The following is a 20846-nucleotide window of genomic DNA, read 5'->3' as shown; positions in this document are numbered from 1 at the left end:
ATCCGGTCCGTTCACTGGTGGGAGTCATTCAAGTTAAAGGCGCAGTTTAGCGCTTTTGTGCCAGACGGTGTGTGATGGCGCTCATTAGTCGCGCACCGATATAAGTATCGTAGGCCGCATCAATCTCACGCACACAGGTTGGGCTGGTGACATTAATTTCCGTGAGGTAATCACCGATAACATCCAGACCGACGAATAACAGCCCTTTTTCCTTCAGGGTGGGGGCGACTTGTTCGACGATCCATCGATCTCGATCAGTCAGTGGCCGCGCTTCACCACGGCCACCGGCGGCTAAGTTGCCGCGAGTTTCACCCGCCTCGGGAATTCTGGCTAGGCAGTAGGGTACGGCTACACCATCGACAACCAGAATGCGCTTATCGCCATCTTTAATTTCGGGAATATAACGCTGCGCCATGATTTGCTGGCGGCCGTGCTGGGTGAGCATCTCCAGAATGGCGCCTAAATTAGCGCCGTCCGGTTTGCAGTGAAAAATACCTGCGCCACCCATGCCATCGAGGGGTTTGAAAATGACATCCCGATGGGTTTTATGAAACTCCCTCAGGCGCTGCATATCCTTGCTGACCAATACAGGCGGGCAGCACTGGGGAAAAGTCGTTGCAAAAATTTTTTCATTACAGTCCCGCAGGGACTGCGGTTTGTTAACGACTAATGCACCTTCGCGCTCAGCCGCTTCAAGGATGTAAGTGGAGTAAATGTACTCATTATCGAAGGGGGGGTCGATACGCATTAAAATGGTATCGAGTTCTCCAAGGGGCACCTCCCTGGCTTCTTCCAGGCTGAACCAACGCTCGGCATCGTCAAATACCCTCAGTGGTCCGCCCTTACCAATGGCACGGCCATTGTCCAGATACAGGTCGCTTTGCTCAAAATAAAACAGCTGGAAACCGCTGTCTTGTGCGGCCTGTAACAGTGCGAGTGTCGTATCTTTCTTAAAATTGATCTGGGCGATGGGATCCATCACCACACCGAGGGAGTAATTCATCTTAGCTTCCGTAGTTGAAGGGATTTTTGATCCCGCGCCGCGGTGGTTGTGGCTGATTGAAATGTTGCCACTGCCAACTTGTAGGGTGGATAAGGTAAGAGCAGCTTCGTCTAGGTGCAACTTAATTAGATAAGTTGTCTGGATTGGCAATAAAAAGTGGTGATTATTTGCACCATAAGGTCTGCGGTGCTTCAGCGCGGCTAGATTCACCTGGGGTTCTGTGATAAAAGTTCCACCCAGTGTGCGATCTTGGCAAAGAGAGACACCCAGGCCCCGCAAGCGGCTCAAAAAAGGGTGCAGATAAAAAATTTTCGCGTGCCCGAAAATAAGTAAACAGGGGATTCAATAAAGACTATGGAGCTTAACTGGGAAAGTCTGACTGTAATGGTGATTGACGACAGTAAGACAATTCGCCGCACTGCCGAGACTCTGCTACAAAAAGCAGGTTGCACGGTCGTCACTGCTACAGATGGTTTTGATGCGTTGGCGAAAATCGCGGACTCCCGTCCCGATGTTATTTTTGTCGATATCATGATGCCGCGCCTGGATGGCTATCAGACTTGTGCGCTGATTAAAAACAACAGTGAATTCCGCTCCACTCCAGTAGTGATGTTGTCGAGTAAAGATGGTTTGTTCGACAAAGCGAAAGGCCGCGTTGTTGGTTGTGATCAATATCTGACAAAGCCATTTAGTAAAAGCGAGCTGCTGGGAGCAATTTCCGCTCACGCAAAGCCGCACCACGCAGCCTAAGTAATCACTAACAAAAAGGGTCTGATTTTTTGGGCCAACCCCTTCGCTCTTTGGGGGGGGATGAATTAACAGACATACCGTTCACCACATCTGCCTGTGGTGGAAGGTTCTGTAGTCTGGCAGTGCATTGGCAGTAAGTGCAGACTTGGCACATGCCATCAAAATAAATACAACAAATCGCCAAGCACTGTCATTTATTGAGCAGTTGCCAATTCGAAGAAGTCATGGGGGAAATGATGGCAAGAGTATTAATAGTTGATGACTCTCCTACCGAAACACACAAGCTGACCACAATACTTGAAAAGCATGGCCATTCGGTAATCACCGCGCCCAATGGTGAAAATGGTGTGGATGTTGCACGCAGTCAGCGACCAGATCTGATTTTGATGGATATTGTGATGCCTGGGTTAAATGGATTCCAGGCCACACGCCAGCTGAGTAAGGATGGCAATACCGCGGGGATACCGATCATTATGGTGACTACCAAAGATCAGGATACCGACCGGGTTTGGGGTATGCGCCAGGGCGCAAAAGCTTATCTCACCAAGCCCGTTGATGAGGGCAAATTGTTGAGTGCAATTGGGGAGGTGTTGGCCTGACGGCCAGCTGCTCAGCGTGCAGTCACAAACCCCCTATCTAGCACTTGTTGATATCGCTCGGCGAGCTAAAGCGCAGGCCACCGGCCTGCCCGGCCGCCGAGAAATCAAACCCTATTGGACCGGAATCGGTTTCTCTTTACTCGGCCACAACTTCGTCGCCTCAATGGATGATGTTGTGGAATTGCTCGAAGTGCCGCAGCACACCTTTATTCCCGGCGTTCAGCCCTGGGTAAAAGGTGTTTCTAATGTTCGCGGCCGCCTGTTACCCCTGATTGATCTCGCAGCCTTTTACGGCGGCCACCTCTCGGGCCAGCGCCAACAGCGCAGGGTTCTGGTGTTGGAGCGGGAAAAAACCTACGTGGGGTTGATTGTCGACAGGTTGCACGGAATGCAGCATTTGGCATTTGAATATGCCCGTGAAGCACCAACAGATTTAATTGAGCCATTTGCGCCGATGGTGCATGGCCAGTTTATTTTACAAAAGGACCGGTGGCTGGTGTTCGACATGCGGGCTCTGCTCAAAGACCCTCATTTCATGGATGCTGCCACTCGTTAAGGTCCGATTGAATTTTCGGCATCTCGCAGCTTTTGAGATGTTGGGGGGACCCTAAAGCGGTGCAGGGATATTCGCACTGACTGAGGGCCATTGTCATTAAAGCGTTAAATATTCAGTGGTATTAAACCGGCCTAATGCTTGGGCCCGCTAGGAGTAAACTATGAAAACAGGCTCCCAGAGCTCCTTTTCCGCGTTTCGCAGTAACCCTGCTGCGCTGGGTTTGGGTCTGCTGGTACTCGCCGTACTGGCGGGGCTGATTGTCAGTATCTATTTGGTGCAGACCCGCAGTGATCGCGATAAAGAGTACCTACAGCAAGTTGCTGAACTTCGAGCACTTTCCTATCAGCTGGTCTCCTATGCACCGGCGGCCACTTCCGGAGACGACGAAGCGTTTGCCGAGCTGGAAAAAGTTTCCGGGCAGATGGCTAACGCCTGGAATCAGCTGCAGGGAATGGATAAAGGCAGCCGCAGGGCGCTGGACGCTGAGCTAGCGACTTACGGTACCGTTTGGCGTAAGTTGCGCGAGCAGGTGGAGACGATTACCGGTAACAAAGAAACGATTATCTTCCTGAACGATGTTGCCACCACTTTGAGTGACTCCCTGCCGGAATTGCAGGCTGAGCACAACAATATTGTGGAAATTCTGCTAGCTAATAATGCCCCCGCTAATCAGGTTGAACAGGCTCAGTTACAGGTATGGCGGGCTGAGCGAATCGGTCGAAACATCGACAAGATGCTGCAGGGTGATGACGATGCCGAAGGCGCAGCCGACCAGTTTAATACCGATGCTAGCTTGTTCGGTAAAGTGGTAGATGGCATGAAGAGCGGTGATGTAGTGATGGGAATTTCTCGCATTACCGATGAGGAAGCGCGCCGCTCGCTCGATGAAATTACCGAACTGTTTGAATTTGTAAGCTCGTCTGTTCGCGAGATCTTCGAAGCAACCCCGGCACTGTTTGCATCACGTCAGGCAACCAACGGCATTATTGCATCCTCGCCACAGCTGCTTGAGGCTCTCAGTACTCTGAACGACCGTATTGTGAATCTGGCCGATGAACGTCAGCCAAACAATATGACTATTACCATTTTGGCTGCAGCATTCGTGCTGTTAATTTTTGCCATGATGGGAATGGCCTTCTCCGGTACCCGCCGCAGTCTGATGGAAGAAGCCGAGACCAATGAGCGCAACCAGCAGGCGATTATGCAGCTGCTGGATGAGCTTGCTGACCTCGCCGATGGTGACTTGACCACCTCTGCAACGGTAACCGAGGCCTTTACCGGTGCGATTGCAGACTCTATCAACTTCACCATCGACCAGTTGCGTGTGCTGGTATCTCGAATTAACGGCACCGCACAGGAAGTATCCGGGCTTTCTCAAGAAACCCAGCAGACAGCCCTGCATCTTGCCGAGGCTTCCGAGCATCAGGCTCAGGAGATTGCCGGGGCCTCTGCCGCGGTGAACGAAATGGCGGTCACCATTGACCAAGTATCTGCTAACGCCTCCGAATCTGCTCAGGTTGCCGAGCGCTCGGTACAGATCGCCAGCAATGGTTCCAAAGTGGTACAGAACACCATTAAGGGCATGGATAATATCCGGGAGCAGATTCAGGACACCTCCAAGCGGATCAAGCGCCTGGGTGAATCTTCCCAGGAGATCGGCGATATCGTAAGTCTGATTAATGACATTGCCGACCAGACCAACATCCTCGCACTGAATGCTGCCATTCAGGCGAGCATGGCGGGTGACGCCGGTCGAGGCTTTGCCGTGGTTGCGGACGAGGTTCAGCGACTGGCGGAACGCTCTGCCGCGGCAACCAAACAGATTGAAGGCCTGGTAAAAGCGATTCAGTCTGACACCAACGAAGCGGTAATCTCCATGGAGCAGACCACCACAGAGGTGGTACGTGGTGCACGTTTGGCACAGGACGCCGGTGTTGCGCTGGAAGAGATCGAGAATGTATCCAGCAACCTGGCCTCTTTGATTCAAAACATCTCCAACGCCGCCCGCCAGCAGGCTTCCTCTGCTGGCCACATCTCCAACACCATGAACGTGATTCAGGAGATTACTTCGCAGACTTCTGCCGGTACACAGGCTACTGCCCAGTCCATTGGTAATCTGGCGCAGACCGCCAGTGCCCTGCGTGAATCTGTTGCCGGCTTCAAACTGCCGCAAGAGGAGAGCGTGGAAACCAATAGTGAAATGTACGACGTGGAGTTGCCGGAGATGGATGCGGAAACTTTCACGCTCGACAGTGAGGAAAGCAACTCCTTGGAGTCCCGTGAAGACCGGGCTCTGGCCTAACCCACAAAATAAAGCCCGGCGCCTTCGTTGGCTGCCGGGCGGAGAGGGCGCACGGAGCAATTTCCGCAAGATTGCGAACCCTGGATCGCTTCGGGTAGAGCGCCTGCATAGAGAATGAATTATTGGGGACTTGGCGTGAGTCACGACAATCCGAACTTCATGGCCCTGGACTGGCTGATAGGCGAAATTAACGAGACTCTGGCACAGGCACGCCAGTTCCTCGAGACTTTCGCAACGGATCCGCAAGCCGGTGAGACCCTGCTGCAGAACAGCTTGTCCCTGGTGCACCAGGTACACGGTAGCCTGCATATGGCGCAACTCAATGGTGCGGCGATGCTGGCTGAGGAAATGGAGCAATTGCTTCAGTCACTAGCCGGTGGCACCGTTGAAAATACCGATGAGACGCGCGAATTTATGATGCGCGCCCTGCTGGAATTACCTCTCTATTTAGAGAAGGTTTCTTTTCAGCGCCGTGATAATGCGGTGCTGTTGCTGCCCCTCCTCAATGATTTGCGCGCGGTGCGCCGCGAGCGCCTGATTACCGAGGGCGCACTCTTTTCCCCGGACCTCACTTCATCGAATCGCATCACCGGAAAGCGCCAGCCTTTGACTGCAGACAATGTGCGCCTGCAGGAGCTGGTGGGCAAGTTGCGCAAGATGTATCACGTTGCCGCAGCGGGGCTAATCCGCGATGTAAACAGTGGTGAGAGCCTCTCTTACCTGGTGAAAATTGTCGAGAAGTTGCAGCTGCTCTACAGCGGTAGTCGGCGGCAGTCTCTGTGGGAAGTATTACTGGGTATCCTGGAAGCCCTGGCAGAGCACCGTATCAATGTGCAACCAGCATTGCGCCATCTGCTGCGCCGAGTCGATGTAGAGTTCCGCCTGCTGCAGGGTCGCGGTGCCAGAGTTCTGGATGCCGAGCTGGATGCAGACTTCCTGAGCAACCTACTCTTCTACGTTTATCTGGCCGGTCCAAATGGTAGCCGTTGCCAGGAACTGTACCAACGCTTTGCCCTGGATAGGGCAGTGCCGGGCACGCCTCGTCCGGATACAGAAGATGTCTTGGCCATGGGGCCTGAAGCATTGGGTACCGCAATAACTGCACTGCGTGAAGAGTTGCAGCTGGTGCGTGAGGCGCTGGAACCCAGTGGCGCAGCCTCCGAACTTCCTCCCCTCAGTGAGACTGCTGCTATCGCCAAGCGGATTGCAGACACCCTCGGCGTTTTGGGGCTTGAGGCGCCAAGAGGTCGTGCCCGCGGCATTTATGAGTATCTACGCGATGCCTCGCGCGGCACTGATGTCGAAGAGTACCTGATGCGCGCCGCAGGTGAGCTGGTGCAGCTTGACTCAGCCCTATCGGCTGCTGTCGACCGTAATAAGCGTGGTGATAACGAACAGCCGATTATGGGGGATGCTACAGATTCGGTGCTGCGCGAAGCGCGCCTGGGCCTGGAGGCGGTTAAAGAGGCGGTCATGGAGTATGTGGCCAGCCACTGGGATATCAGCTATCTAAGCCGCGTACCCCAGCGCCTGCAAGAGGTATGTGGTGGCCTTGAAATGGTGGGCTACCAGCGTGCGAGCAAAATTATTGCCGCTTGTAATCGCTTTATCAGCGATGCACTGATCGACCGGGCAGAGCAGCCGGAATGGCGAATGCTCGACACCCTGGCCGACGCGATCACGAGTGTCGAATACTATCTGGAACGCCGAGTTGAAGGCCTGGATGATACCGAGATGTTGCTGGCTCTGGCCGAAGACAGTGTCGCGAACCTCGGCATTACCTTTACTGATGCTGAGGTATCTGCGGAGGAGGCTGAGTCCGTCCACGAAAGCGCGGTGATTGAAGAGGATAACGCTGGACTTGAGCTATTTTCACCGGAGTTTTTCGATAGCGCAGACACTGACAAAGATAATCGTGAAGAGCAACTTCTCAATGTTGTCTCTGCACCGGCTGAGCCTGAGACCGAATCCGTCCCTAATGTTGAACAGCCAGTGGAGAAAACACTGGATCTGCAGCAAGTGGAAGCCCCTGTTGCGGAAGAAGCTAACGAACAAGAAGACAACTGGTTCTCAACAGTTGAAAGTACTGTCGAGCCTGAGACTCTTTCCGAGGCCCCGGCGGTAGCTGCAGAAGAAGAAATTTCTGTAGCAATGGCAGCAGACAGCGAAGATGAGTCGTCACCTAACGAAGTGGAGCCGCTTGCAGAAACTGGGTCAACCTCAGAGCCTGCTGAGAGCGAATCGCAAGAGTTAGTCGATGATAGCGAGAGCTTGATCGATGATGAGATCATCGAAATTTTCCTCGAAGAAGCCAGCGAAGTACTCGCGCATATCGGCAATTATTTTCCGGAATGGGCCGCTAATTTTGCCAACTCAGACGCCCTGGTGGAGTTCCGCCGTGGCTTCCATACCCTGAAAGGCTCCGGCCGTATGGTCGAGGCGCTGGATATCGGTGAGTTGGCCTGGTCTGTGGAAAATATGCTTAATCGGGTAATCGATGACAGCATAAAGCCTGAGCGCGCCCATGTGCTGTTAATTGAGCGGGTATATCAGAAGCTGCCATCGATGATCGAGGCATTCCGTCTCCGCAAGAGCGATCCGGACAAATCCCTTACCCTGCAGTTACAAGCCTGGGCGGAGCAGCTCAGCCAGGGGCATATCCCCTCGGAACTGCTGGTCGAAGATGCCAATACCGCAGCTACTGCAATCGTTGAGGAAGAAGAATGCAGTGACGAGCGGGCACAGTTGTGGGAGATCTTTGCCCAAGAGGCCGATACCCATCTGGGTGTCGTTGATGACTACCTTGCAGACATGCGTGCTGCGGCTCCGGTTTACGGTGTACCTAGTGACCCCCTGCACCGAGCCCTGCATACCCTGAAGGGCTCTGCGCATATGGCAGAGGTCAAGGTGGTGGCCGAAATGATGGCGCCTCTGGAGCGCTTCGCCAAAGAGCTGCGTATTTACCAGGTGCCCATTGATGCGGATATCTTCGAGCTGATTGGCGATGGCGCAAATTACGTGCGTCAGGTTTTGGCACAGATCCGCGCTGCAGAGCCCATTGAGGTTGAGAGGGCCGAGCAATTCCTTGCCCGTGTTGCCGAGTTGCAGGAACGTTCCGTAGGTCACCTGATCCGCGAGCGCGAAGCGAATGAGCCCAGAGCAGTAGATCCTCAACTTCTTGAAGTGTTGATGGCAGACGGTATGCGTGTCCTGCTGGATGCGGATCAGATGCTCAATCAGTGGCGTGCAAATCCTGCCGATAAATCTCAGGTGAGTGAAGTTGCCGAAGAGCTCAATACCCTGCAGGAGGCCGCCAGTCGCGCTCAGCTACCGACCCTGGCAGAGCTGGCACAGTTACTGCTGGAGGTTTATCGCAAAGTATTGGCCGATCAGCTAGAGGAAGAACCCGCCTTGTGGGCTTCCCTTGAACAGGGACACAACGAGTTACTCGATCTAGTGGATGCTGTCGCCGCTGCCCAGGACTTACCTGAGGTTAGTGAGGCGGTAGAGGAAGCCTTGCGCTATCTGGCCGAAGGCGAAGTGAGCGAAGATGTACCAGAGGATGACTACGACCTGAGCGAATTGGGTATCGAGGCACAAACTCTCGACCCTGAAGTTGGAGAGGCTGCAGAGGTTTCTGATCTAGAAACTGAAAATATTGAAGAGCACTCAATTTCTGTCGACGAGGTGCAAGCCTCCGTACTGGAACCGATTTTTGCCCCCACCGCTGAGTCCGTTTCTGCGACTTTGCCTGAGGTAGAGTTAGAGTCCGCCCAATCAACGGAAGTTGAAACTGTCGATGCTCCAATGGTGGAGATGGTAGATGAGAGCACTGTGGAATCCGTGGACTGCTCACCCGAGCCAGTCTTGGATGACCTCTATGACGCACTGTTCGAGGTGGCCGAGACTACAGACATCTGCGCTGACAAGACAGCTGAATCTGAACAGAGTGCAGTAGAGCCTGCTATTGAGGCTGTGGAGCCTGTTCACCAAGCGCCTACTGTGGAAGTGGTATCAGAGTCACAAGCTGGGCTGAGTATTGCCGAACAACAGCGCCTGTTGGCGGATATTGATCCCGATGTGGTCGATGTCTTTATGGAGGAGGCTGGCGATCTTACCGACGAGCTGGAAGAGCTGATTCAGGCTTGGGAAGACACACCAGAGAGTGGTGAGCAGGCTGAGGCGCTCAAACGGGTTCTGCATACCTTCAAGGGCGGTGCCCGCATGGCCGGCCTTATGGGGCTTGGTGAAGTTGCTCACCGCTTTGAAACAGCGATTGAGGGCATGCGCGATATTGTGAAACCCTCTGCACAGTTCTTTAGCGAGGCGCATTTCACACATGACCGTATTGCCGAGGGAGTAGAAACCGTTCGCGCCTGGATGGCAGGTGAGCAGCTGGAGGCCTTTGTTCAGCTGATCACCACAGATTGGGCCGACATTCAGAACCCGCTTAGCAATGTGTCTGAACCCGTCACTCAAGATATCACGGAGGAAGTACCTCCAAGTGTTGATGCTGAGTTTGTGACTGTCGCTGATGAGTCCATCGTTGTCGATAAACAGGAGTCACTGTCCGCAGAAAGCGAGGAGCGTCCTGAATCTGAGCAGCAGCTAGAGCCCTCTGAGTCATTGCCGCAGCCAGTACAATCTTCTGATGCCGGCAATGTTCTGCCATTTATCCGCAAGCCCGAGGGTGTGGAAAATGAGGTGGCGGCTCCCACCAGGAACCAACCACAGGAAATGGTTCGGGTTGCCGCTGAGCTTTTGGAAGAGCTGGTGAACCTTGCTGGTGAAACCGCAATCTCCCGAGGCCGTCTCGAAGAGCAGATGAGCGAGTTTGGCCTGGCCCTCGATGAGATGGATTCAACCCTGTTGCGTCTCAATGAGCAACTGCGTCGTCTGGATCGTGAGACCGAGGCACAAATCTTGTTCCGCCAGGAGCAGCTGGCTGAGCAGGATGGTGATTTTGACCCGCTAGAGATGGACCGCTACTCATCTATTCAGCAGCTGTCCCGCTCGCTGCTTGAGTCCACTTCTGACTTGATGGAGCTGCGCTCCACCCTGGATAACAAAGCCCGCGATACCGAGACACTGTTGCTGCAGCAATCCCGTGTTAATACCGAGTTGCAAGAGGGGTTGATGCGCAGTCGCATGGTACCTTTCTCACGCTTGGTGCCCAGGCTGCGTCGTATTGTGCGCCAGGTGAGTGCGGAGCTCGGAAAACAGGTGGAGCTGGTGTTCTCCAACGTCGAGGGGGAACTGGACAGGTCCATGCTGGAACGTATGGTGGCACCTCTGGAGCATATGCTGCGCAACGCGGTAGACCACGGCATTGAAATGCCTGATGCACGCCGCGCGGCAGGCAAGGCCGAACGCGGTCGCATCGATGTGGCTCTGGCCCGAGAGGGCAGTGAGGTGGTGCTGACCATTCGCGACGATGGAGCAGGGGTGAACTTGATCCGTGTGCGGGAAAAGGCTGTGGAAAATGGCCTGATGCGCCCGGATGCGGAGCTCTCCAATACCGAGATATTGCAGTTTATTCTCCAGGCAGGTTTTACCACTGCGGAAAAAGTTACCCAAATTTCCGGCCGTGGTGTCGGTATGGATGTAGTTTCCGCCGAACTAAAACAGATCGGTGGCAGCGTGCATATCAATTCCGAGGCGGGTGCCGGCACGGAATTTGTAGTGCGTCTGCCGTTTACCGTATCGGTCAACCGCGCACTGATGGTGAAGATTGGCGAAGACCTGTTTGCCCTGCCACTCAACACTATTGAAGGTATCGTACGCCTGAGCCCCTTTGAGCTGGAGCATTACTACCGCTCTAGCGATGCCCGCTTTGAATATGCGGGCGAGCTGTACGAAGTGAACTACTTCGGCACCCTACTGAAGTCTGGTGCCCAACCGAAGCTCAGTGTTGATGATATGCAGTTACCGGTATTGCTGGTGCGCTCCGAGGGTCACGCTATGGCCCTGCAAGTGGATGCTATCCGCGGCAGCCGCGAGATTGTTGTGAAGAGTCTTGGTCCACAGTTTTCTGGTGTACAAGGAGTTTCTGGGGCAACGGTAACTGGTGATGGCAGTGTGGTGGTGATTCTCGATGCCCATGCCCTGCTGCGGCGTCAGGCAACCCAGTTAGCACGCCCGGATATCCCACAGCTGCAGTTGCAGGTAGAAGAGCAGCCCGAGCGGGAAGAGCGCCAGCAGACCGTAATGGTGGTGGACGATTCCGTAACGGTACGCAAGGTAACCACACGCTTCCTGGAGCGCGAAGGTTATCTGGTCAGTACCGCCAAAGATGGTCAGGATGCCGTGATTCAGCTGCAGGATAAGGTTCCAGATCTGATACTTCTGGATATCGAGATGCCCCGTATGGATGGCTTCGAAGTGGCGCGGCATATTCGCTCCAGTAGTCGCTTGCGAGATATCCCCATCGTGATGATTACTTCCCGTACCGGTAGTAAGCACCGTGATCACGCTATGTCTCTCGGAGTTAATCACTACCTGGGTAAGCCCTACCAGGAAGACGTATTGCTGGAGGCTATTCGAGAATATGCCGGCACTTCGGCCGTTGGCAGTTGAGCGAATACCAAGAAATGAAATATTGCATGCAAGAGGTAGGCAATGAGTGAAGTTGAAGCGCTGCCGCTAGATGTTCCCCAGGAGGTGAGCAGCCTGCTGTTGCCGCTACAACAGGGCCAGATGTTGGTTCCTGTAGAAAGCCTTTCCGAGGTGATCGCTATGCAGGTACCTATGGCGGCATACGATGTGCCTGAGTGGTATCTGGGGGACCTCATTTGGCGTGAGCAACGCCTGCCGTTGTTGTCTTTTGATGTGATGCGTGGCGAAGCACTGGGCGGAACCTCAGAAAATGCCCGTATCGCGGTGCTGAGTAGCGGAAACCCCGATGGAGACCTGCCCTATTTTGCTCTTATATTGCAGGGGACACCGCGTTTAGTAAGGGTGACCCAGGAAGAACTAGTGCTACGGGAGCAAACCCTGGGCCCAGGGGAGCTAATGCACGTGGCACTTTTAGGTGAAGAGGCCGTCATTCCCGATCTGCAGAGCGTAGAGCGTGCCTGCCTTCGGTATAGAGAGTCAGAATAGTGGCGTAATAGCGCGGATGTCTCTTGTATGACAGGTGATAAGAGAGAAAACAATAATCAATAAAAGCAAAGGGGCCATGGGCCCCTTTTCTTTTATTGGTATGCCCACTCATTAAGTGGGCTTATGGCAGGGATGCCGTATCTTAGAAAAGCTCTTCGGGTGGTGGCTCACTCGATCGGTCCCGGCCTGGCATCTCATCGTCGGAGTATCTGGTGCGATAGGGGTTGTAGGCCTCGCGCCCGGGTACCCTATTGGTGCGGAAGATCTCAAACATGCCGCCATAGGAGGTACGTAGGCCGTTCTTGGGGTTGATACGCACGGTCGTTATGCTGTCTGGCTGGGGCAGGTGACGCTCGGGCAAGCCCTCCAGGGCAGTACTCATAAAATCTATCCAGATAGGCAGTGCCGCAGAGCCACCGTACTCATTTTTACCGAGTTCGCCGTAAGAGTCGAAACCCACCCAAGCACTGGTGGCTAGGTAGGGGCTATAACCTGAGAACCATGCGTCGCGCGGGCCGTTGGTTGTTCCCGTCTTGCCAGCAATATCACCGCGCTTCATAGCGAGGGCGCGTCGGCCGGTGCCTTTTTTGATCACATCCTTGAGAATGGAATCCATGATGTAAGCCGTCTCCGGGGTCATGGCGCGCGGTGCCAGGGGGCGTGCCTGGGGCTTGGATGAATCCAGTGGGCCAACCGGGAGTACTTTCAGCTCCGGAGGCTCTTTGCCTTGGTCCGGGCCCTCTTCACCGGGTTGAATTGCCGCTAGGTCGAGTGGCTCCTGATTATTGAATCCTTGGGACTCACTGCCAGGCTCAGGACAGTCATTGCACACAGTGAGTGGTAGGGCCTGGTAGAGGGTTTCGCCATTTACATCTAAAACCCGGTCAACAAGATAGGGTTCCACTCGATAGCCACCATTGGCGAAAGCTGCATAGCCACGCACCATTTCTAGGGGCGTCAGGGCCGAGCTGCCCAGTGCGATGGTGAGGTTGCGCGCCAATTTGCTGCGGTCAAAGCCGAAGCCCTCGACAAAGCCGAGGGCGTAATCGAGCCCCAGTGCCTGCAGCAGGCGAATGGAGACCATGTTACGTGACTTATACAGAGCCATACGCAAGCGGGTGGGGCCAAGGAAGGTGCCACCATCATTCTCCGGGCGCCACACATCCTGCAGGTTGGTTTCCTCGAAGATTATTGGGGCATCGTTAATCACACTGGCGGCGGTATAGCCGCGCTCGATAGCCGAAGCGTAGATAAATGGCTTGAAACTGGAGCCCGGTTGTCGCGCCGCCTGGGTGACGCGATTGAAGTGGCTCTGGCGGAAGTCATAACCACCGACTAAGGCGCGTATGGCGCCGTCTTGGGGATCAATGGAGACTAGGGCTCCCTGGGCCGATGGCACTTGGGTTAGCTCCCATTCCTCAGTAATTTGTGGCTCCAGGGGGCTGGAAGAAACTTCTTCGGGCTCTGCAAATGGATCGGGGTTGGGTGTGTCTTCAAAGGCGCTAGCAAGTTGGGCTGCCCCACCTGCGCTGGTAGGTTCGCCCTGGGAGCCGATAACCTCAGTGTGCTTAATCTCAATGCGGCGCAGGCGCACCACATCACCAGGTGCAAACATCTTCTCAGCAGACTGTAAGCGTGGCCCTCGTGAACTTTCAGTAATATAGGGACGAATGGAATCGAGCCCATTCTCCCAGGGAACCTCGACCACACGGCGGTCGCGCAGCTGTACTTGCAACAGCTTTGGCTCCACCGCAGTGACTACCCCAGGCTCAAGCCCACCTAGCACAGGGATTTCATTGAGCAGATCAATCAGTTGGTCACTGTCATGCAGCAGTTCCGGTGGCAGTCGCTGCTCCGGGCCACGATAACCGTGGCGAGAATCATAGGTTTCGAGGCCGTGTTGCAGTGCCCTGCGCGCCTGGTCCTGCAGGCGGCTGTTGACCGTGGTGATGACCTGATAGCCATCGGTGTAGGCACTGTCGCCAAAAAGCTCAACAGCTTCTTTGCGCGCCATTTCGGCGATATAAGGGGCATCCAGATCCAGATCTCGGCTATGGTAGCTGGCGGTCACCGGTGCGGTAATGGAGTGCTTGTACTCATCCTGATCGATATATCCCAGGTCGAGCATGCGCTTCAAGATCCAGTTGCGGCGCACCAGGGCCCGAGTGGGGTTGGCGATGGGGTTGAAGGTGGAGGGGGCCTTGGGCAACCCCGCCATCATTGCCCATTGTGCCATGCTCAGGTCCTTGATGTCGCGACCGTAGTAAACATGTGCGGCAGCCTGAAAGCCATAGGCGCGGTTACCCAGGAATATTTTGTTGATATAGAGTTCCAGAATCTCATCTTTGCTGAGTTCGCGCTCAATTTGCAGTGATAAGAGGATCTCATTGAACTTGCGGATAAAACGCTGCTCACGGCTCAGGAAGAAATTGCGCGCCACCTGCATGGTTAAGGTACTACCACCAGACTGGATTGAGCCGGTCTGCACCAGCTGCGAGGCTGCCCGCATCAAACCCTTAATCGAAACCCCACTGTGTGAGTAGAAGCTCGCATCCTCTGCTGCCAGTATTGCCTTGATAAATGGTTCTGGCGTTTGTTCGATGGTGATAGGGTTGCGGCGTTTCTCACCAAACTCGCCTATCAGTTTCATGTCTTGTGAATAGACGCGCAGTGGGGTCTGTAGGCGAATATCCCGCAGGCTTTCGACTGAGGGCAGCCCGGGTTTCAGGTAGAGGTAAATGCTGGCGAAAACCATGGCTGCGCCGGCTGCGCCGGCGAGACAGAGCCAGAGCAGCGCTAGTAGACGATTTCGGGCTTTTACTGTCATGAAACTGCTTCTGTGTACTTCATTTGAGTGATTCGGTGAATAATTATACGAATATTGTGCGCTATTACCTATGCAAATGCCGGTTGAAGCGGTAATTTAAAGTGCTATAACATCAAACTTTCATAACCCACGGAAAAGATAAGAAAAATGGGGATTTTCCCTTTTCTGGATAAAGGCCCGAAGGCCATGTTGGGACTCGATATTAGCTCGACCGCAGTAAAGTTGCTGGAGCTAAGTCGCAATGGTGACAAATATCGGGTCGAAAGCTACGCCGTGGAACCCCTGCCGCCGAATGCGGTAGTGGATAAGAACATCAATGATGTTGGCGCCACGGCGGAAGCTATCCGCAAGGTAGTGCGCCGTTCCAAAACCCGACTGCGCCGTGCGGCTGTCGCCGTATCCGGCTCCGCAGTGATCACTAAGACCCTGGAAATGCCCGCTGATCTCTCCGATGAGGATCTGGAAGCGCGTATTGCCTTGGAAGCGGATCAGTACATTCCCTATCCCCTCGAAGAAGTTAGTCTCGATTTTGAGGTACAGGGGCCATCCGAAAGAGGGGATGACCAGGTGGAAGTGTTACTGGCAGCATGCCGCAGCGAAAATATCGAACAGCGGGTTTCCGCCCTCGGTGAGGCTGAGTTGGAGGCGGATGTCGTGGATGTGGAAGCTTACGCTATTGAGCGCACTTACACTCTGCTGGAAGATCAGTTTCCTCCCCAAGAGCAGTTGGTTGTTGCGGTAGTGGATATCGGTGCGACTATGAGTGCACTGTCTGTACTGGTTGATGGCAAGACAGTTTATACACGGGAGCAGCTATTCGGTGGTCGGCAGCTCACCGATGAGATTCAGCGGCGCTACGGCCTCTCCGCCGAAGAGGCCTCTCTGGCGAAGCACCAGGGTGGCAGCGGATTGCCCGATGACTATTATGCCGAGGTTCTGGAGCCGTTTCGGGATGCGGTGATTCAGCAAGTCACCCGCGCGCTGCAGTTCTTTTACTCTTCGACTTCCTACAGCGATGTGGATTACATATTGCTCAGTGGTGGGGTTGCCGCGATGGAAGGTTTGTCTGATTTGGTCGGTGAAAAACTGGGCAAACCCACAGTGATTGCCAATCCTTTTTACAAAATGGCAACCTCTTCTCGGGTAAACCAACAGATATTAGCCAAAGAGGCTCCAGGGCTGATGATCGCGGCAGGGCTCGCCATGCGGGAGAAGGAGTACTGAGATGGCCAAGATTAATCTACTCCCCTGGCGCCAGGAATATCGCGCACAAAAGCAGAAAGAGTTTCAGCAAGTATTAGTGCTGGTGATTATTGCTGCTGCGGCGTCGGTTTTTCTTTGGATGAAAACGGTTGATCGGCAAGTCGCTACCCAGAATGAGCGCAATCAGATACTGCAGGTCAAGATTAATGCTCTAAATAAACAGGTAAGTGAGATTAAGGACCTGAAAAAGCGCCGCCAGGAACTGATTGATCGAATGCGGGTGATTCAGGAGCTCCAGGGGAACCGTCCTCTAGCTGTTCGTTATTTTGATGAGCTGGTACAGGCAACTCCTGAGGGGCTTTGGCTCCTTGAACTTACCCGCAAAGGTTCTCAATTGGAGTTGTCAGGAATAGCAGAATCCAACAACCGTGTATCATCTTTTATGCGCAATTTGGACCAATCCGACTGGTATGAATCTCCAAACTTAACGGATGTTACTGCTAGCCCTGAGTATGGGGAGCAAGCGAGTGCTTTTCAGTTAACAGTAAATTTGAGTGGTCGTAAGAGTGACGATGCTAACGATAGTGATTTAACTACCACTGGCGTTGAGTAAAGGAATTATATAATGGCATTCGCAGAAACTCTTAAACAACTCCAAGATTTAGATATTAATGACATCGACTTTTCAAGAGTTGGAGTCTGGCCGATAGCTGGTCGTATTACTCTCTTAATCATTGTTTCAGCAGTTTTGGTTTTTATTGGGTATTACCTCTGGATAGGTGATCTTTATAACAGCCTGGAACGTGCGCAGAATAAAGAGAAAGAGCTGTTTTTGCAGTTTGAAAACAAGCAATTTGAGGCTGCAAATCTGGATGCGTATCGTGAGCAACTAAGGGAGATGGAGGGCACCTTTGGCGCACTGCTAAAGCAACTACCAAAAGATACAGAAGTTCCAGGATTGTTAGAGGATATTGATGAGTATGGGAGAGGTAGCGGCCTAACGATCGAAAAAGTTGCTCTGGAAAGTGAGTTGGTTGGAGAGTTTTATGTTGAGCTGCCAATTCGTATAGAGGTTCAAGGGGGGTACCATGAATTTGGTTCTTTCGTGAGTGGTATTGCTGGAATGCCTAGGATTGTGACTCTTCATGATTTTACTATCTCAACCAACCGAGATAGTGGTGGGCTGCTTGATATGGTTATCAATGCAAAAACCTACCGCTATAAAGATCAGGAGGATGAGGAGTGACAAAAAAAACAGCCATCGTAGCTACACTTTTAGCGGTTTCTGCTTGCAGTATGAATGTAGATCAAAATGATTTACATCAAAGAATGGCCGAGGTTGAACGGAGGCCTAAAGGTCAAATTGAGCCTATCCCAACGTTTACGCCATATAGCCCATATATTTATAGTGCCGCTGCTCAAAGGAGTCCATTTACTCGCCCTGTTTTGGAGTCTGATCAGCGATTAGTTGGTAGAAGACTTGAAATAGCACCTGATCTAAGTAGACGTAGAGAGTTGCTTGAAAGTATTAACTTTGATGCTTTGGCAATGGTGGGCACAATTTCCCGTGATGGCCAGTTATGGGCCCTGATTGATGATGGCAATGGTGGAATTCACAGAGTAACTGTGGGGAACTACTTGGGGAAAAATCACGGGCGAGTTGTGAGCGCTACCCCCACGCAACTCGATGTGTTGGAAATTATACCGGATGGTACCGGGGGCTGGATTGAGAGGCCACGTGCACTCGCGCTGGAAGAGAAGGACAACGGATAATGATTAATAAGCAGTTTGCTAAGTGTTTGGCACCGTTTCAGATTTTACTGCTCGCTGTATTGATGGTTCCTGCGGCGTTACAAGCGCAGGTGAATCAACTGAACGATATACAGTTTTCAGAGCTTCCCGGTGGCCGGGTCCAGCTGCGTTTAACTTTCACGGAGGAGCCTCCAGAGCCCACTGGATACACAATTGAGCAACCGGCTCGGATTGTGATGGATTTTGCCGGTGTTGAAAGTGCATTGCCACAAAAGAAATATTCACTGGGAATAGGTGCCGCTCGCAGCGCTGTGGTAGTTTCCAGTGAGGGGAGAACTCGCCTAATTGTTAATCTGGATCAACTGCCGGTATACACCAGTGAACGCCATGGTAGCCAGCTCGTGATGGAGATTGGTGAATCTGTAGTTGCGACGGCTTCATCTCCACAATCCCCCACCCATGACAGTGGCCTTAATCTTGGTGGAAACAAGCAGTTCAATGCCTTGGGTGCTATTGCTGTTAACGGGGTTGACTTCCGGCGCGGTGAAGAGGGCGAAGGTAAAGTCATTGTTAGCCTTTCTGATCCGGCAGTAAATATTGATGTGGAACGCACCAAAGGCAAAATCTATTTGACTTTTCTGGGCGCAGAATTGCCCGAATCTCTTCGCCAGAAGCTTGACGTAACTGACTTTGCAACCCCTGTGAATGCCATTACGGTAGACTCTGATGGCCGCAATACCGTAATAGCTGTGGATCCGACAGATGCAGATTATGATTATCTCGCTTATCAAGCCGATAATCAGTACGTGTTGAGCGTAAAACCTCTGTCCGCAGCGGAAATTCGCGAGAAGGAGAAGGAGTTTCAATTCTCAGGGAAAAAGCTTTCGTTAAACTTCCAAGATATTGAAGTTCGTTCCGTGCTCCAAATTATTGCTGACTTTACTGATCTCAATCTGGTGGCAAGTGATACCGTGCAGGGGCGAATCACATTACGGCTTGATGGGGTGCCTTGGGATCAGGCTTTGAATTTGATTCTTAAGGCCAAGGGCTTGGATAAGCGCCAGGAAGGTAGCGTCATTATGGTAGCTCCAGCTGCTGAGATTGCAGAAAGAGAGCGCCAGGAGTTGGAGAGCCGTAGGCAACTGCAGGAGCTGGCTCCATTAAGAACTGAATATATTAGTGTGCGCTATGCTGATGCCGGAGAGCTGTTTTCATTATTTTCTGGTCAGCAAACTGATGATCAAGGAAAGGGCAATTTTGCTGGGGGTAAACAAGACGCTAATCAAGCAAGTATTTTGTCAGCCCGTGGTAGTGCAATTGTAGATGAGCGAACCAATACAATTATCCTTACAGATACAGAAGAAAAAATCGCACAGTTTCGGGAACTGATAGAAGTTATAGATGTACCTATTCGTCAGGTGATGATTGAGGCCAGGATCGTCACTGCAAATAGTGAGTTCGAGCGCGAGCTCGGTGTCCAGTGGAACTATACAGGTACTCATGATATTAACGATGACTCTGTAGTCATTGGTTCTGGAGGGCAAAATAGCACTAGTGTCGGTGGATCTGGAGTTGGACCCAGTGTCTCTTCACCGGACAGCACCCATGATCCTTTATTGGTGGACTTAGGTGTTGGAACACCTGCTGGGCAACTAGCTTATGCGATATTAAAGGACAATTTTTATTTGGGTTTGGAGCTGTCTGCGATGGAAGATGTGGGCATGCTTGAGATTGTATCCCAGCCCAAAGTAGTAACTGGTGATAAACAAGAGGCGAATATCCAATCGGGAGTGGAAATACCTTACTTGGAGGCTACCTCCTCTGGTGCAGCTTCTGTGACATTTCGAGAAGCCGTTCTTGAGTTAAATGTAACACCTCAAATAACCCCAGATAACAATATAATAATGACGCTTAATATCGAGCAGAATAGTGTTGGGGATTTGTTTAGTGTTAGTGCTAATACGGCTGTTCCTACAATTAATGTGAACACCCTAGCGACAAAAGTACTAGTCAGTAATGGCGAAACAATTGTTCTAGGCGGTGTGTTTGAGAGCAATGTTCTTGAGGGGGAGACTAAGGTACCCTTACTTGGGGATATTCCGTACATAGGTAACTTGTTTAAGAAAACTGTACGCACAGATGATAAACGTGAGATATTGATGTTTATCACCCCGCGCATTATCGAAAGTGAGACTTTTTTATCTAAGTGATTAACCGCTCCATCTTTTTAGTCGGCCCCATGGGGGCCGGCAAATCCACGATTGGCAGGTTGTTAGCGGCACAATTGCAGCTGCCTTTTGCTGATACCGATAAAGTGCTGGAAGAACGCACAGGGGCAGATATCCCCTGGATATTTGATGTAGAAGGCGAAGCCGGCTTTCGTCGACGCGAAAGTGAAGTGCTCGAAGAACTTTGTCTGGGTCCCCACCAAGTTATCGGCACCGGTGGCGGTATCGTTCTACTGGAGGAAAACCGGCGGTTGCTGCAAAAGTTTGGTCATGTGATTTATTTACAGGCCGGGGTAGAGCAGTTGCTGGAACGCACTTCCAAGAACAGTAACCGCCCTCTTTTACGAGTGCCCAATCCACGCGCGCGTATTGAAGAAATTTTACAAGAACGCGCCCCTCTTTATCGCGAAGTTGCGGATGTTATCTGCGACACTGATGACCTGACCCCCAAGCAAGCATCAGCCCTGGTTGCTGAGCGCCTTATGGAAAGCCTCTCCCAATAACCCCTTTTTCACTCTGTGCTAA

Annotated in this window: 14 protein-coding genes; 12 read left to right on the top strand and 2 right to left on the bottom strand. The window is 52.6% G+C overall.

Annotation, left to right across the window (positions count from 1 at the left end; all coding sequences use genetic code 11):
* Positions 1 to 46: 46 nt before the first annotated feature.
* The gene (gene gshB, locus ACJJH9_RS18925; RefSeq protein WP_444925237.1) at positions 47 to 1003 is read right to left on the bottom strand and encodes a glutathione synthase; all 957 of its coding nucleotides are present in this window, start codon (positions 1001 to 1003) and stop codon (positions 47 to 49) included.
* A 354-nt stretch (positions 1004 to 1357) separates the two neighbouring features.
* Here gshB and pilG point away from each other — a divergent pair, with 354 nt between their 5' ends.
* The 6 genes from pilG to ACJJH9_RS18895 all read left to right on the top strand — a co-directional run bounded on the left by pilG (position 1358) and on the right by ACJJH9_RS18895 (position 12311).
* A complete protein-coding gene (pilG, locus tag ACJJH9_RS18920; RefSeq protein ID WP_020413651.1) occupies positions 1358 to 1753 on the top strand; it encodes a twitching motility response regulator PilG in 396 nt (131 codons plus the stop codon).
* Positions 1754 to 1989: 236 nt separating this feature from the next.
* Positions 1990 to 2352 (top strand): twitching motility response regulator PilH, encoded by a 363-nt coding sequence (pilH, locus tag ACJJH9_RS18915; protein WP_252084182.1) that lies wholly within the window; start codon positions 1990 to 1992, stop codon positions 2350 to 2352.
* Between the two features lie 16 nt (positions 2353 to 2368).
* On the top strand, positions 2369 to 2908 hold the full coding sequence (locus ACJJH9_RS18910; protein WP_444883443.1) for a chemotaxis protein CheW: 540 nt from the start codon (positions 2369 to 2371) through the stop codon (positions 2906 to 2908).
* A 160-nt stretch (positions 2909 to 3068) separates the two neighbouring features.
* Positions 3069 to 5210 (top strand): methyl-accepting chemotaxis protein, encoded by a 2142-nt coding sequence (locus tag ACJJH9_RS18905; protein WP_252084184.1) that lies wholly within the window; start codon positions 3069 to 3071, stop codon positions 5208 to 5210.
* Between the two features lie 135 nt (positions 5211 to 5345).
* On the top strand, positions 5346 to 11786 hold the full coding sequence (locus tag ACJJH9_RS18900) for a hybrid sensor histidine kinase/response regulator (RefSeq protein WP_444923676.1): 6441 nt from the start codon (positions 5346 to 5348) through the stop codon (positions 11784 to 11786).
* Between the two features lie 42 nt (positions 11787 to 11828).
* Positions 11829 to 12311: a chemotaxis protein CheW gene (locus ACJJH9_RS18895; RefSeq protein ID WP_444923675.1), complete on the top strand. Its 483-nt coding sequence runs from the start codon at positions 11829 to 11831 to the stop codon at positions 12309 to 12311.
* A gap of 142 nt (positions 12312 to 12453) precedes the next feature.
* Here the strand turns inward: ACJJH9_RS18895 and ACJJH9_RS18890 are convergent, their stop codons facing one another.
* Positions 12454 to 15138, bottom strand: coding sequence for a penicillin-binding protein 1A (locus ACJJH9_RS18890; protein ID WP_444923674.1), 2685 nt, complete (start codon positions 15136 to 15138; stop codon positions 12454 to 12456).
* A gap of 147 nt (positions 15139 to 15285) precedes the next feature.
* On the opposite strand from ACJJH9_RS18890, the gene ACJJH9_RS18885 reads away from it, so the two are divergent.
* From ACJJH9_RS18885 to aroK, 6 genes are read left to right on the top strand one after another with little or no spacing between them, the layout of a single operon-like run.
* Complete coding sequence (locus ACJJH9_RS18885; RefSeq protein ID WP_444923673.1) at positions 15286 to 16362, top strand: pilus assembly protein PilM; 1077 nt, start codon at positions 15286 to 15288, stop codon at positions 16360 to 16362.
* A gap of 1 nt (position 16363) precedes the next feature.
* Positions 16364 to 16954 carry a PilN domain-containing protein gene (locus ACJJH9_RS18880; protein WP_444923672.1) on the top strand — a complete coding sequence of 197 codons (591 nt, stop codon included), beginning with the start codon at positions 16364 to 16366 and terminating at the stop codon, positions 16952 to 16954.
* A 12-nt stretch (positions 16955 to 16966) separates the two neighbouring features.
* A complete protein-coding gene (locus ACJJH9_RS18875; protein ID WP_444899276.1) occupies positions 16967 to 17587 on the top strand; it encodes a type IV pilus inner membrane component PilO in 621 nt (206 codons plus the stop codon).
* Positions 17584 to 18114 (top strand): pilus assembly protein PilP, encoded by a 531-nt coding sequence (locus ACJJH9_RS18870; RefSeq protein ID WP_444899275.1) that lies wholly within the window; start codon positions 17584 to 17586, stop codon positions 18112 to 18114. The genes ACJJH9_RS18875 and ACJJH9_RS18870 overlap by 4 nt, the downstream gene beginning before the upstream one ends.
* Positions 18114 to 20303, top strand: coding sequence for a type IV pilus secretin PilQ (locus ACJJH9_RS18865; RefSeq protein ID WP_444923671.1), 2190 nt, complete (start codon positions 18114 to 18116; stop codon positions 20301 to 20303). The genes ACJJH9_RS18870 and ACJJH9_RS18865 overlap by 1 nt, the downstream gene beginning before the upstream one ends.
* Positions 20303 to 20824, top strand: a complete 522-nt coding sequence (gene aroK / locus ACJJH9_RS18860; protein WP_252085944.1) for a shikimate kinase AroK — start codon at positions 20303 to 20305, stop codon at positions 20822 to 20824. Before ACJJH9_RS18865 ends, aroK begins: the two co-directional genes overlap by 1 nt.
* Positions 20825 to 20846 lie beyond the last annotated feature (22 nt).

The sequence above is a fragment of the Microbulbifer mixtoriginis (SeqCode) genome (assembly GCF_052466715.1).
The sequence above is the reverse complement of the archived record's forward strand: the minus strand, read 5'-3'. Positions and strand labels throughout refer to the sequence as shown.